This window comes from Variovorax sp. JS1663 (assembly GCF_002157355.1).
GTDB lineage: Bacteria > Pseudomonadota > Gammaproteobacteria > Burkholderiales > Burkholderiaceae_C > Variovorax.
This window is the reverse complement of sequence record NZ_LYMK01000090.1, coordinates 1-12614: the sequence shown is the minus strand read 5'-3', so window position 1 is coordinate 12614 and position 12614 is coordinate 1. Positions and strand designations below refer to the sequence as shown.

The 12614-nt window shown below is 69.7% G+C and carries 11 protein-coding genes and 1 pseudogene; 10 read left to right on the top strand and 2 right to left on the bottom strand.

Features of this window, described 5'->3' with window-relative positions; genetic code table 11:
- The 8 genes from A8M77_RS34375 to A8M77_RS34345 form a co-directional block, all read left to right on the top strand.
- Positions 1 to 1352 (top strand): c-type cytochrome (locus tag A8M77_RS34375; protein WP_143694883.1); only part of this gene is annotated, 1352 nt, incomplete at its 5' end.
- A gap of 378 nt (positions 1353 to 1730) precedes the next feature.
- Entirely contained in the window at positions 1731 to 1937 is a 207-nt protein-coding gene (locus tag A8M77_RS34370; RefSeq protein WP_143694882.1) for a hypothetical protein, read from the top strand.
- Positions 1918 to 2196, top strand: coding sequence for a hypothetical protein (locus A8M77_RS35870; RefSeq protein WP_143694881.1), 279 nt, complete (start codon positions 1918 to 1920; stop codon positions 2194 to 2196). The genes A8M77_RS34370 and A8M77_RS35870 overlap by 20 nt, the downstream gene beginning before the upstream one ends.
- Positions 2197 to 2648: 452 nt before the next feature.
- Entirely contained in the window at positions 2649 to 3833 is a 1185-nt protein-coding gene (locus A8M77_RS34365; RefSeq protein ID WP_086925958.1) for a fumarylacetoacetate hydrolase family protein, read from the top strand.
- Positions 3834 to 3906: 73 nt separating this feature from the next.
- Complete coding sequence (locus A8M77_RS34360; protein ID WP_086925957.1) at positions 3907 to 4716, top strand: helix-turn-helix transcriptional regulator; 810 nt, start codon at positions 3907 to 3909, stop codon at positions 4714 to 4716.
- Between the two features lie 148 nt (positions 4717 to 4864).
- The gene (locus A8M77_RS34355) at positions 4865 to 5884 is read left to right on the top strand and encodes an aromatic ring-hydroxylating dioxygenase subunit alpha (RefSeq protein WP_086925956.1); all 1020 of its coding nucleotides are present in this window, start codon (positions 4865 to 4867) and stop codon (positions 5882 to 5884) included.
- A gap of 32 nt (positions 5885 to 5916) precedes the next feature.
- Positions 5917 to 6888: a Bug family tripartite tricarboxylate transporter substrate binding protein gene (locus tag A8M77_RS34350; RefSeq protein WP_086925955.1), complete on the top strand. Its 972-nt coding sequence runs from the start codon at positions 5917 to 5919 to the stop codon at positions 6886 to 6888.
- Between the two features lie 135 nt (positions 6889 to 7023).
- Complete coding sequence (locus tag A8M77_RS34345) at positions 7024 to 8133, top strand: ABC transporter substrate-binding protein (RefSeq protein WP_086925954.1); 1110 nt, start codon at positions 7024 to 7026, stop codon at positions 8131 to 8133.
- A gap of 14 nt (positions 8134 to 8147) precedes the next feature.
- Here the strand turns inward: A8M77_RS34345 and A8M77_RS34340 are convergent, their stop codons facing one another.
- Positions 8148 to 8882, bottom strand: a complete 735-nt coding sequence (locus A8M77_RS34340; RefSeq protein WP_143694880.1) for a hypothetical protein — start codon at positions 8880 to 8882, stop codon at positions 8148 to 8150.
- 259 nt (positions 8883 to 9141) lie between these two features.
- Between A8M77_RS34340 and A8M77_RS34335 the strand changes: the two genes are divergently transcribed.
- Positions 9142 to 10713, top strand: a complete 1572-nt coding sequence (locus tag A8M77_RS34335) for an N-acyl-D-amino-acid deacylase family protein (protein WP_238137078.1) — start codon at positions 9142 to 9144, stop codon at positions 10711 to 10713.
- A gap of 33 nt (positions 10714 to 10746) precedes the next feature.
- Here the strand turns inward: A8M77_RS34335 and A8M77_RS34330 are convergent, their stop codons facing one another.
- A complete protein-coding gene (locus A8M77_RS34330) occupies positions 10747 to 12279 on the bottom strand; it encodes a YifB family Mg chelatase-like AAA ATPase (protein ID WP_086925952.1) in 1533 nt (510 codons plus the stop codon).
- Between the two features lie 156 nt (positions 12280 to 12435).
- Between A8M77_RS34330 and A8M77_RS37585 the strand changes: the two are divergent.
- Positions 12436 to 12614 (top strand): annotated as a pseudogene (locus A8M77_RS37585) (TorF family putative porin); the annotation flags it as partial.

The window sequence follows — 12614 nt, the reverse complement described above, 5'->3', positions numbered from 1 at the left end:
CGCCGAAGGCAGAGGCCGCCGTGCCCCCATCCCAACCTTCCCCCAGCGGGGGAAGGGGCAAAACCTTCTGGGCCACGGCCAGTGCCCTGGTGATCGGTGGCTTGGGCGTCATCGCCGGCATCCTGGGCTGGCGTTCCACCATCGCGCCCGTCACCCTCAGCGCCCCCGTCTACAGCCAGGCCACCATCGAGCGCGGCCGCACCCTCGCCGCCATCGGCGATTGCGCCGTCTGCCACACGGCCGCGGGCGGCACACCCAACGCCGGCGGCCGCGCGATGGACACGCCCTTCGGCACCATCTACACGACCAACCTCACGCCCGATGCCGAGACGGGCCTGGGCCGCTGGTCCTTCAGCGCCTTCCAGCGCGCCATGCGCGAGGGCATCTCGCGCGACGGCCACTACCTCTACCCGGCCTTCCCCTACACCGCGTTCGCGAAGACCAGCGACGACGACCTGCAGGCGCTCTACGCCTACTTCATGTCGCTGCCCGCCGTCCATGCGCCCACGCCGCCCTCCGATCTGAAGTTCCCCTTCGGCATCAGAGCGCTGATGGCCGGCTGGAACGCGCTCTTCCACGACCCGGCGCCGATGCAGCCGGTCGCGCAACAGAGCGCCGAATGGAACCGCGGCGCCTATCTGGTCAACGGGCTGGGCCATTGCGGCGCCTGCCACACGCCGCGCAATGCGCTGGGCGCGGAGCAGGGCGGCAGCGCCTTCCTCTCGGGCGCGATGGTGGAGGGCTGGGAGGCGCCGGCGCTCACGGCCCTGGCCTCGAAGTCGGTGGTGCCCTGGAATGCCGAGGCGCTCTACCGCTACCTGCGCCATGGGCACAGCCCGCAGCATGGCATCGCGGGTGGTCCGATGGCGGAGGTCGTGCGCGAACTCGCTGCCGTGCCCGATGCGGACATCCGCGCGATGGCGACCTATCTGGCCTCCTTCAACGCACAGACCAGCGAGGCCGTCGCCAGGACGCAGGCGCAACGCGCGGTCGCCGACGCGGCAGCATCCCGGGCCCGGCTGCTTGGCCCGGCCCAGCGCATGTTCGACAGCGCCTGCGCGGCCTGCCACCACGACGGCGACGGCCCTACGCTGCTGGGCGCCAACGTGCCGCTCGCCCTCAACAGCAACCTCACCGGCGCCCGCCCCGACAACCTGCTGCGCACCATCCTCGACGGCGTGCGCGAACCGGCCACGCGCGAGATCGGCTTCATGCCGGCTTTCCGCGAGGCGCTGAGCGATGCGCAGATCGCCGAGCTCGCGGGCTACATGCGGGCGCGCTTCGCGCCGCAGGAGCCGGCCTGGAAGGATCTGCCGCAGGCGGTGGCGCGTGTGCGCGCGGCGCCGCACTAGCTGCCGGCGCGGCAGGCGCCATGTCAGATTGACCCTGCAGATCTGACACCACGATGCACAAGCTCGGCGACCGAGGCTACGACTTCTTCGATTGCTCGGGATGCCTGGACGGGTGCATGACCCTGTATGACAACAACGGCGGCAAGCCGGTTCGGACGGCTTGAATTTCAATGTCTCCGAATTCACAAATATGACCTCGCTGGCATTGCATGCCTTGCGTGCGTCACGGCCGTGAGGCGAGGCAGCCTGGTCGATCCAGGTGAGAGGCTGTATCGGATCGGAAGGGTCAAGGGAGAAGGGCGCACCTCGCCAAGCGCCGAAAAATGAATGGAAATAACCTGTCCCCACTGCGGGCATGCCGAATCGGATGGCTTCGAGTTGATCGAAGTCAACGAACTCCACGATGACTTTGTCTGTGCCAACTGCCGACAAGGGTTCGCGGCCTGCATCAAGTACTGCATCCACTGCGACTTTGAGCAGGCGCTCACGTGGCGCGTCGACGCCGTGCCAGCCTGCGTTGAAGCGCTGCCATGTGCGCAATGCGACCACATCGAGGCGCAATCCGATGCACTCGACGATCTGTAGTTCCTCCCTTGTCGGCCCGATCGACGGCGGCCAATTGGGGTTCGAAGTCATCCGACTGCCGGGCAAGAATGCGCTTGGTGTCGTCCGCAGACTCAAGATGACCGGCGTCGGCCTGTACGAAATGGCCGTTCTGTTCGACAGCCATGACGCCTTCCTGGCCTGGATCTCGGCGGACGAATACAGACATCACGCGCCCTGCCCGCGAGCTGGTGTGCTCTCTACGTGCAGCGGCGATGGTTTGCGATCGACCCCTTCCTGATCTACGCACAGCGCCTCAATCACGCGTACCACGGGCACCATCACGTCCGCCCCTCGCTCCCGTACTTTCAACTTCGCGGCTTTGCGGAGAGCCCGCGCCTGCCGGCTTCCTATCCAGTCATGCTTCTGATCGCGCTGGTTCCCCCGTTGTTCGAGCGGACGATGCGGCGCCGTCTCAACGCTTGGATCGCGGAACAAGGTGCTCAGCGGCCCGAACCCGCGCGGGCTTGTGCGAGTTGGGGCGAACTCTTTGGACCGCAATAACTTCAACAGGTGGCTGCGGGAAAGGTCAAGCCCATCGCGGCCGTCGTGGCCCGCTTGCGCGCTAGGCGAGCGATCGGCTGACGACTGCATCGCGGGCGCCGGTCGCGCTTTCCCGAATGGCGGCACCGGCCGCTACGATGCACTGCTCGGAGGCGGCCGCATCGGTCACCTCCATTCCCAGGAGACCCCATGCCCGCCACCCTCTCGCCCTCCGCAAGCCTGCCCCACGACGCCAATCGGGCGACCCTGGTCGGACGCCTCTGGCAACCCGATGTCGGCCCCACGGTGGTGGCGGTGCACGACGGCGGCCTGCATGAGCTGTCGCGCCTGGCGCCCACCGTCAGCCAGTTGCTGGAGCTCGACGATCCGGTGGGCGCAGTCCGCCAGGCCCTGCGCGACAACGATGCGCCGCGCATCGCGGCGCTCGACATGGCGCTGGGCAACAGCGACGAGGCGAAGCGCGATCCCGCGCGGCCCTGGCTGCTTGCGCCCTGCGACCTGCAGGCGGTGAAGGCCAGCGGCGTGACCTTCGTCGAAAGCCTTCTGGAGCGCGTGATCGAGGAGCAGGCGCGCGGCGACGCCTCCAAGGCCGAGGCCATCCGGCGGGCGCTGGGCCAGGTGCTGGGCGACAACCTCCAGGGCATCGTGCCCGGCTCCCCGCAGGCCGCGCAGGTCAAGGAGGTGCTGCTGGCGCAGGGCGCATGGTCCCAGTATCTGGAGGTCGGCATCGGCCCGGATGCCGAGATCTTCACCAAGGCGCCGGTTCTGGCCGCGGTGGGCACAGGCGCCGACGTGGGCATCCATGCGAACTCCGTCTGGAACAACCCCGAGCCCGAAGTGGTGCTGGCGGTCGACAGCCGCGGCCGCACGCTGGGCGCAGCCCTGGGCAACGACGTGAACCTGCGCGACTTCGAGGGCCGCAGCGCGCTGCTGCTGGGCAAGGCCAAGGACAACAACGCCTCCTGCGCGATCGGGCCTTTCATACGCCTGTTCGACGAGCACTTCGGCATCGAGCAGGTGCGCCGCATCACGGTGGCGCTGCGCGTAACCGGGCCCGAGGGCTTCGTGCTCGGGGGATCGAGCTCGCTGGCGAAGATCAGCCGCGACCCGCTCGACCTGGTAGGCCAGGCGATCGGTCCGCACCATGCCTATCCGGACGGGCTGATGCTCTTCCTCGGCACCATGTTCGCGCCCACGCAGGACCGCCATGGGCCCGGCCAGGGCTTCACCCACGTGGTGGGCGACCGCGTCACCATCTCGGCGCCCGAGCTGGGTGCGCTGGACAACCGCGTCGTGCATTCCGACCAGGCGGCCCGGTGGTCCTTCGGCATCGGCGCGCTGATGCGCAACCTGGCCGGGCGCGGGCTGCTCTGAGCCGGCCCGCGGCACGGGTTTGTCCCGAGCCGCGGCGTCTTCATGCGGGCGGGAGGCGGCGGGACAATGCCCCATGCCCGCCACATGGAGCATTCCCGCCGTCGCCCCGCAGCACACGCTCGACCTGCGCGCGGTCTCGCTGCTGCTGGAGGCGCCGCGCGAGGCCGAGCCGACGCGCGCCATGCTGCACTTCCTCAACGCGCTGCTGCCGGTGGAATACATCAGCCTGGTCTCGCACATGGCGGATCCGCCGGCGCTGCTGGAAGGGCATGCCTACGGCGCGGCGTTGCGCAACGTCACCAGCCAGTGCTTCGACAAGTACCGCCGCCATTTCTACGTCTTCGACGACGCGATCCGCATCGCCGGGCAGATGCGCGCGCGGCACGGCGAGAACGCGGAAGTGACGGCGCTGCGCTTCCGTGCGGGCGAGATCCCCGATTCGGCCTGGCGCCACCGGATCTACGAGCGCGAGCACCTGTCGGACCGGCTCACGCTGTTGTTCACGCCGGCGCCGGGCACCGCTTTCTCGATCAATCTCTACCGCAGCGAGGCCAGCGGGCCCTTCGGCGAGCAGGAGATCGAGCGCGTGCTGGCCGTGGCGCCGCTCTTGCGCCAGGTGCACCGCAACGCCGTCGGTACCGGCGCGGCCGCGCGGCAGATGGCGAGCCGCGTCGCGCTGGCGCGTGCCCGGCTCGATGCGCGCGAGGCCGGCCTCAGTGCGCGTGAGCTCGATGTCTGCGCGCGCATCGCCTGCAGCATGACGGCCGACGGCATCGCGGCCGACCTGGAGATCGCCGCCTCCAGCGTGATCACGCTGCGCAAGCGCGCCTACCTGAAGCTCGGCATTCACGATCGCGCGGAGCTCGTGCGCCTCGCCGCCTGAGCGCCGCCCGGCCGCCCGAAGGCGCTCACACCGCAGCCAAAGGCGAAGGTGCTCCCATGAGCGCTGCGCCTGTCCCCTGCGCAGGGGACGCGAGGGAAGCCGCCTGCGCGCCACCATCGGCCCACACACAACCGATGGAGACGCGCGCATGTTCCTGCGCAACTGCTGGTACGTGGTCGCCTGGGACCACGAGATTCCGGCCGACGGCCTGTTCAACCGCACCGTGCTCGGCGAGCCGCTGCTGCTGTTCCGCCGCGCGGACGGCCGCATCGTCGCACTGGAAGACCGTTGCTGCCACCGCCTCGCGCCCCTGTCCAAGGGCCGCAAGGAAGGCGACTGCGTGCGCTGCGGCTACCACGGCCTCAAGTTCAACGCCGAGGGTGCCTGCGTCGAGGTGCCGGGCCTGGAGAGCGTGCCGCCCAAGGCCCGCGTGCGCAGCTACCCGGTGGCGCTGCGTCACAAGTGGGTCTTCGTGTGGATGGGCGATCCGGCCCGGGCCGACACCGCTCTGCTGCCCGACAACTTCTCCTGCGATCACCCCGACTGGCGCAACATCCCGGGCTACCTGCACTACGACACGCCCCAGCTGCTGATCTGCGACAACCTGCTGGACTTCTCGCACCTGAGCTACGTGCACGAGAAGACGCTGGGCAACTCCACCGCGATCGCGCAGGTGCGGCCCGAGATCGAGAAGGTGCCGCGCGGACTGCGCGTCAGCCGCAAGGTGCGCAACGTGCCGCCGCCCGCTTACTGGGCCCGGGCACGCGACTTCGGCGGCGGCCATGTGGACCGCTGGTTCATCTACGACTTTCTGCTGCCCGGCACGCTGCTGATGCACTCCGGCGGCCGGCCCACCGGCGATGCGGAGGGCGACATGCGCCGCGCGGTCGAGCTGCACAGCTGCCAGACGCTGACACCCGAGACCGAGACCAGCACCCATTACTTCTTCCAGCAGTCGCACCGTGCGGCGCTGGGCGGCGAATGGCTCACGCAGATGATCCACGACGGCCTGCTCGTGGCCTTCGAGGAGGACCGCGCCATGATCACCGCGCAGGCCCGCAACATCGAGCGCGGGCCCGAGGCGCCCATGCTGCCGCTGGCGATGGATGCCGCCCTGGTCCAGTTCCGCCGCCTGCTGGCCCAGGCCGTCGAGGCCGAGCAGGCCTGAGCAACGCACTTCATCACCACCGGAGACCCACGATGTTCAGAACCTGGATGGCGGCCTGCTGTCTGGCCGCGATGCCGCTCGTCGCGCCCGCCCAGCCGGCGCCTTTCACCAAGCCCGTGCGCCTGGTGGTGCCCTATCCGGCCGGTGGCGCGACCGACTTCGTCGCCCGCCTGGTCGGCGAGCGCCTCGCGAAGCGCCTGGGCCAGCCGGTGCTGGTGGACAACAAGCCCGGCGCCGCCGGCGCCCCGGGCGCGGCCGAGGTGGCCCGCGCGCCGGCCGACGGCAGCGTGCTGCTGCTGACCATCACCGATTCGCAGATCAACAACACGGCGCTGTTCAAGACCCTGCCCTACGACCCGCAGAAGGACTTCGCCTTCGTCACCCAGGTCGTGCGCAGCCCGGCGCTCGTTTCGGCCAACGTCGACCTGCCTGCGAAGAGCATCGAGGAGCTGCGCCGGCTCGCCGCGCAGAAGCCCGCCAGCCTGAGCTATGCGTCCTGGGGCGTGGGCGGGCTCGGGCATCTGGCCGGCGAGTCGCTCAACCGCGAGCTGAAGGCCGGCATGGTGCACGTGCCGCAGAAGGGCGAGGGACCGGTGGTGACCGACCTGCTGTCGAAGACGGTGAGCATCGGCCTGTCCTCGGTGGCGAGCGCGAAGCAGCACGTGCAGGCCGGCAGGCTGGTGCCGCTGGCGGTGCTGGGGCGCGAGCGATCGAGCGCCCTGCCGCAGGTCCCCACGCTGCGCGAGCTGGGCTTCACCGATCCGCTCTACGACACCAACGTCTGGCTCGGCGTGCTGGCGCCGGCACGCACGCCGCCGGCCACGGTGCAGCGGCTGGCCGAGGAGATCCGCGCCATCGTCATGGCCGAGGACGTGCGCCCGGTGCTGGTGGATCGCGGCTTCGAAATCATGAACACCACGCCCGAGCAGTTCGCGGATGCCTACCGGCGCGAGTTCGAGGTGATCACCCAGCGCATCCGCGCCTTCGGCATCGAGGCGCAGTGAGCGTGCCGAGGGGCGAAAACTAAGACGATTTCCTCAAGGGTTTGTTCTCGCGGCGATGGCGCGGAGGTCCGTAACAATTCAACACAAATGGCGCCGCGCACTTTCACGCCCGGCCTTCGCTCGAGGAGCAGCCCGATGGAGTCCGTGCGAGTTCTTTGCTGTGCCGCTGTGCTGGCCCTGGGCGCGGCGAACGCGGCGGCCCAGATCCTGATCGGGCAGTCGGCCGACATGTCGGGGCCGGTGGCGGCCAGCGTGAAGGAGACCATCGCCGGCTCGCAGCTGGTCATCGACCACGTCAATGCGCAGGGCGGCATCCACGGCGAGAAGATCGAGGTCATCCGTCTCGACGACGGGCTGGACCCCAAGCGCTCCGCCGAGAACTCGCGCATCCTGATCGAGGAGAAGAAGGTGCTGGCGCTGCTGCTCAACCGCGGCACGCCCAACGCGCTCGCCGTGATCCCGCTGCTGGACAAGAGCGGCACGCCGCTGATCGCGCCCTCCACCGGCGCGATGTCGCTGCACAAGCCGGTGCAGAAGCACGTGTTCAACGTGCGCTCCACCTACCAGCGCGAGGCCGAGCGGGCGGTTGCGCATTTCTATACCGTGGGCATGCAGCGCATCGCCGTGGTCCAGGCCGACGACTCCTTCGGCAAGGACGTGATGGAAGGCGCGATGAAAGGCTTCGACAAGGCTGGGCAGAAGCCGGTCGCGCTGGCACTGGCCGATCGCAGCAAGCCGGACTATTCGGCCATCGTGCCCAAGATCGCGGCCGCCAACGCCCAGGCCGTGCTGTGGATCGGCTCGGGCACGGCGGTCAGCGAAGGCATCAAGGCGCTGCGCGCGACGGGCTCCGCGGCGCAGGTGATCACGCTGTCGAACAACGCGGCCTCGGGCTTCATCAAGGACCTGGGCAACGCCAGCGGCGGCGTGATCGTCACGCAGGTGCTGCCCTCCGAGCGCGCGATGGCGCATCCGCTGATCAAGGAAGCCTCGGACCTGGCGAAAACCAGGGGCGACATCGAGCTGTCGCCGGCACTGCTCGAAGGCTTCGTCGCCACCAAGGTGCTGGTGGAGGCGCTGCGCCGCACCGGCCCCAAGCCCACGCGCGCCAGGCTGCTGACGACGCTCAACGAGCTTCGCTATGACGCGGGCGGCGGGCTGGAGATCAACTACTCGCCGCAGGACCACACGGGCATCGACTACGTCGACCTGTCCATCATCAGCGGCGGGCGCTTCAAGCGTTGAGCGCCGGCGGGCGCTCAGGTGCCGCAGGCGCTTGCCAGCTCGGTCATGCTGGCCTGCAGCGGCTTGATCCCGTGCGTTTCGATCAGTTTCCTGGCCACGTCGGCCTGGAAGCTCGCGAAGTCCTGGTCGGTGGCGGCGCCGGACCGCGAGACCTCGATGAGGGTCCGGCCCGAGCGAAGGTGCCATTCCTCGACGGTGAGCTCGCCGCGCTTCAGGCGCGTCATCGTGCTCGTGCACTTGGCGGGCGGCGCCTTGAGCGCCGCGGGCACGGGCGGCGGTGCGGTCTTCGACTCCACCGTGCAGCTGCGCGAGTAGGCGCGCGCCGCGTCGTTCAGGCTGCGGAAGGACACGTCCACTTCGTCCTTCCTGTCTTTCGTCTTGCCGACGGGGCAGGGCCATTGATCGAGCGTGGGCGTGGCTGGCGAGGGCGACGGCCCGCGCTGCTTGTACGTCAGCTCGTACTCCTTCTTGTTCGGGCCGGTCTTCCAGCGCTCCCGGACGATGGGGGCGAAGCCTTCGGGCAGGCCTGGCGGCGGTGCGGACGGGCGGCGGTAGCCGACCTCGTAGTCGCCTTTCTTGTCGGCGGTGACCTCGAGCTTGGCAAAGGTCTGCGCCGCGGATGAGGGCCCGCCTTCTGCGGGGTCCCATCGGATCGCGTACTCGGCTCCCGGCGGGTCGGAGGCCTGCGCCGCGCATGCGGCCACCAGCAGCGAAGCCGCCATCAGGCGGGCGAGGGGAGGGTGGCACATGGTTTTTCTCCCTGTCGTGGACAGCCCGCAGATCGTAGGGGACGGTCATCTTTCGCCGCCTCCTCCAGAGGGAGGAGGCGGCGCCAAGCCACCCATGCATTGCCGTCATGGCCCTTGGCGCAAATGCGATACGACGGCGCGGCGTCCCGCTCCTAGACTGGTGCGGCCGGCCATCCTGCCGCCGTTCTTCGTCCTTCATCCCATGCCCGTCCTTCGCCCATCGTCCGCTCCATCCGCTCTTCGACGCCTCGCCGCGGCCGTGGTCGCGGCAGTCGTCTGCGCGTCGCCAGCCCTGCATGCGGCCGAAGCGCCGCTCGAGCTGGACCTGATCCTTCGCGGCGGCACCGTCTACACCGGCAGCGACGACAGGCCGGTGGTCGGCGATGTCGGCATCGTGGGCGACCGCATCGTCTTCGTCGGCCGGCCGGCGGCGGGCCAGCGCTTCGGCGCGCGCCGCACCATCGACGCCACCGGCCTGATCGTGGCGCCCGGCTTCATCGATGCCCACACCCATGCGGACCGCGACCTGTTCACCGACGACCCGAAGAAGCGGCTCAACATCCCCTTCCTGACGCAGGGCGTGACCACCGCCGTGATCGGCAACGACGGCTTCGGCGGCTTCGACATCGCCGCGCAGGCGAAGCGGCTGCGCGACAGCGGCGTGGGCACCAATGTCGCGATGTACGTGGGCTTCGGGCCGGTGCGCATCGACCAGCTGGGCGAGGCGAAGCGCGAGCCGACGCCCGAGCAGCTGGAGGTGATGAAGAAGCATGTCTCGCAAGCGATGTGCGAGGGCGCGCTGGGCCTGTCGACCGGGCTCTTCTACAACCCGCAGAACTTTGCGAAGACGGAAGAGGTGATCGAGCTCGCCAAGGTGGCGGCGCGCCATGGCGGTCTGTACGACAGCCACATCCGCGACGAGTCCATGTACAACATCGGGCTCAAGGGGTCGATCGACGAGGTCATCCGCATCGGCCGCGAGGCGAAGCTCCCGGTGCACGTGGCCCACATCAAGGCGCTGGGCGTGGACGTGCAGGGCCAGAGCGGCGACATCATCCGGCGCATCGAGGCCGAGCGCGTCCGCGGCCTGGACATCACCGCCGACCACTATCCGTGGACCGCGTCGAGCACGCGCTTCTCCGCTGCGCTGGTGCCGCCCTGGGCACTGGACGGCGGGCGCGCGGCGCTGCTCAAGCGCTTCGACGACCCGGCCGAGCAGGAGCGGCTGCGCACCGGCATGCGCGAGAACCTGCGCCTGCGCGGCGGGCCCGAGGCGATCCTGTTCTCGGCCGGCAGCACGAAGTACGTGGGCAGGACGTTGGCGCAGGTGGCCGAAGCCGCGAAGGCCGACCCCGTCGATGCGGCCATCGCGGTGCTGAAGGACACCGACCTGCACATCGCCTCCTTCAACCAGAGCGACGACGATGTGCGCGCCTTCATGAAGCGGCCCTGGGTCATGACCTCGTCCGATTCCTCCGAGGGCCACCCGCGCGCCTACGGCACCTTCGCGCGCAAGTACGACCAGTACGTGGTCAAGGAGCACGCGCTGAGCCTGGCGCAGTTCATCCGTGGCAGCACCTCGCTGACCGCCGACACGCTGGGGCTGGTCAAGCGCGGCTACCTGCGCCCCGGCTACTACGCCGACCTGGTGGCCTTCGATCCCGCGCGCTTCGCGGCCCGGGCCACCTACGCGCAGCCGGCGCTGCTGTCCGAAGGCGTGGTGACGGTGCTGGTCAATGGCGAGCTGGCCGTCGATCGCGGCCAGCCGACCGGCATCGCGGCGGGGCGGCCGCTGTTGCGCACGCCGAAGGCGGGAAGCTGCCCGGCGTAGGCGCACGCGCATGCCTTCCCGTTGCGTGCAACGCTAAGAGGCCGTCCGCAATGCCCTGCGGTACTGCACGGCTTCGCCCACGTGCGCCGCTTCCACCGCCTTGGCGCCCTCCAGGTCAGCGATCGTGCGCGCCACCTTGAGCGCCCGATGCGTACTGCGTGCCGACCAGCCCAGCCGCTCCGCCGCCGTGTGCAGGAACTGCAGGGCCGCCGCGTCGAGTTCCGCATGCCGGTCGATCTCCGCGCCCTGCAGGGCCTGGTTGGACTTGCCCTGCCGCGCGACGGCGCGCTCGCGCGCCCCGACGACACGGGTGCGCACGTCGGCGCTGGCCTCCCCGGGCGGTGCCTGCAGCAATTGCGCGGGCGTCACCGACGGCACTTCGATGTGCAGGTCGATCCGGTCCAGCAGCGGTCCGCTGAGCTTGCCCTGGTAGCGCGCCACCTGGTCGGGCGTGCAGCGGCAGGCCTTGAGCGAGGAGCCCAGGTAGCCGCAGGGGCAGGGGTTCATCGCCGCGACCAGTTGGAAGCGCGCGGGGAACTCGGCCCGGCGAGCGGCCCGCGCGATCGTGATGCTGCCGGTCTCCAGCGGTTCGCGCAGCGCCTCCAGCGCGCTGCGGGCGAACTCCGGAAACTCGTCGAGAAAGAGCACGCCGTGGTGCGCCAGCGAGATCTCACCCGGCCGCGGCGGCGTGCCGCCGCCGACCAGTGCGACGGCGCTCGCCGTGTGGTGCGGACTGCAGGTCGGCCGGCGCATCCAGTGCGCGGTCGCAAAGCGGCCCTGCAGGCTGGCCACTGCGGCGCTCTCCAGGGCCTCCTCGACGCTCATGGCCGGCAGCAGGCCGGCGAAGCGCTGGGCCAGCATCGATTTGCCCGAGCCCGGCGGTCCCACCATCAGCAGGCTGTGGCCGCCGGCCGCCGCGATCTCCAGGGCGCGCTTGGCGGCGGCATGGCCCTTGATCTCCGCCAGGTCGGGCTGCGGCGCTGCAGGCACCGCGAGCGCGGGCCGGATGCGCGCCCAGCCATCGTCCTCCGGTGCCGGCGCCTCGGCCGGCGGAAGAAATCGACGCACCACATCGAGCAGGTGCAGTGCACCGTAGATTTCCGTGTCCGGCACCAGTGCGGCCTCCTGGGCGCTCTCGGCCGGCAGCACCAGCCGGACCGCGGGCGCCCGTCCGCGCTGGGCCAACGCCATCGCCAGCGCACCACGCACGGGCCGCAGATGCCCTGAAAGTGAAAGTTCCCCGGCGAACTCGTGGCCCGCCAGCCGCGGCGCCTCGATCTGGCCGCTGGCCGCGAGGATGCCCAGCGCGATCGGCAGGTCGAAGCGGCCCGAGTCCTTCGGCAGGTCGGCCGGCGCCAGGTTGACCGTGATCCGCTTGTTGCTCGGGAATTCGAGGCCGGCATTCTGGATGGCCGAGCGCACCCGCTCGCGCGCCTCCTTCACCTCCACATCCGCCAGTCCGACCAGCGTGAAGCTGGGCAGACCGTTGGCCAGATGCACCTCGACCGTGACGCTGGCGGCCTCCAGGCCGAGCAAGGCGCGGCTTTGCACCAAAGACAGACTCATTTCGCTCCCTTTCACCAAGATGGTGCGCACAATTCTTGTTCATGACGCGGTCATGCACCTGTCCCAGGCTCCGCCGCTGGCGGATTGGAACATTTGGCACGCTCCCTGCTTTGAGACGGTATCCAACCATTTCAAAACTGACCGAGGAGTCTCTCGATGATGCACCGCCGAATCGCCTCTACCGTGGCTGTCGCCGCCCTGGGCCTCATGCCCCTGCTGGCGAGCGCCCAGCTCACCGGCAACGTGGCGCTGACCACCAACTACAAGTTCCGCGGCCAGGACCAGGACGTGCTCGGCTACAACGACTTCGCCAAGACCAAGGCGCTCAAGCCCGC

Coding starts and splice junctions, on each gene's coding strand:
- A8M77_RS34340 (WP_143694880.1), bottom strand. CDS start 8,882: ATGTGCCACCCTCCCCTCGCCCGCCTGATGGCGGCTTCGCTGCTGGTG.
- A8M77_RS34345 (WP_086925954.1), top strand. CDS start 7,024: ATGGAGTCCGTGCGAGTTCTTTGCTGTGCCGCTGTGCTGGCCCTGGGC.
- A8M77_RS34365 (WP_086925958.1), top strand. CDS start 2,649: ATGCCCGCCACCCTCTCGCCCTCCGCAAGCCTGCCCCACGACGCCAAT.
- A8M77_RS34330 (WP_086925952.1), bottom strand. CDS start 12,279: ATGAGTCTGTCTTTGGTGCAAAGCCGCGCCTTGCTCGGCCTGGAGGCC.
- A8M77_RS35870 (WP_143694881.1), top strand. CDS start 1,918: ATGCACTCGACGATCTGTAGTTCCTCCCTTGTCGGCCCGATCGACGGC.
- A8M77_RS34350 (WP_086925955.1), top strand. CDS start 5,917: ATGTTCAGAACCTGGATGGCGGCCTGCTGTCTGGCCGCGATGCCGCTC.
- A8M77_RS34355 (WP_086925956.1), top strand. CDS start 4,865: ATGTTCCTGCGCAACTGCTGGTACGTGGTCGCCTGGGACCACGAGATT.
- A8M77_RS34360 (WP_086925957.1), top strand. CDS start 3,907: ATGCCCGCCACATGGAGCATTCCCGCCGTCGCCCCGCAGCACACGCTC.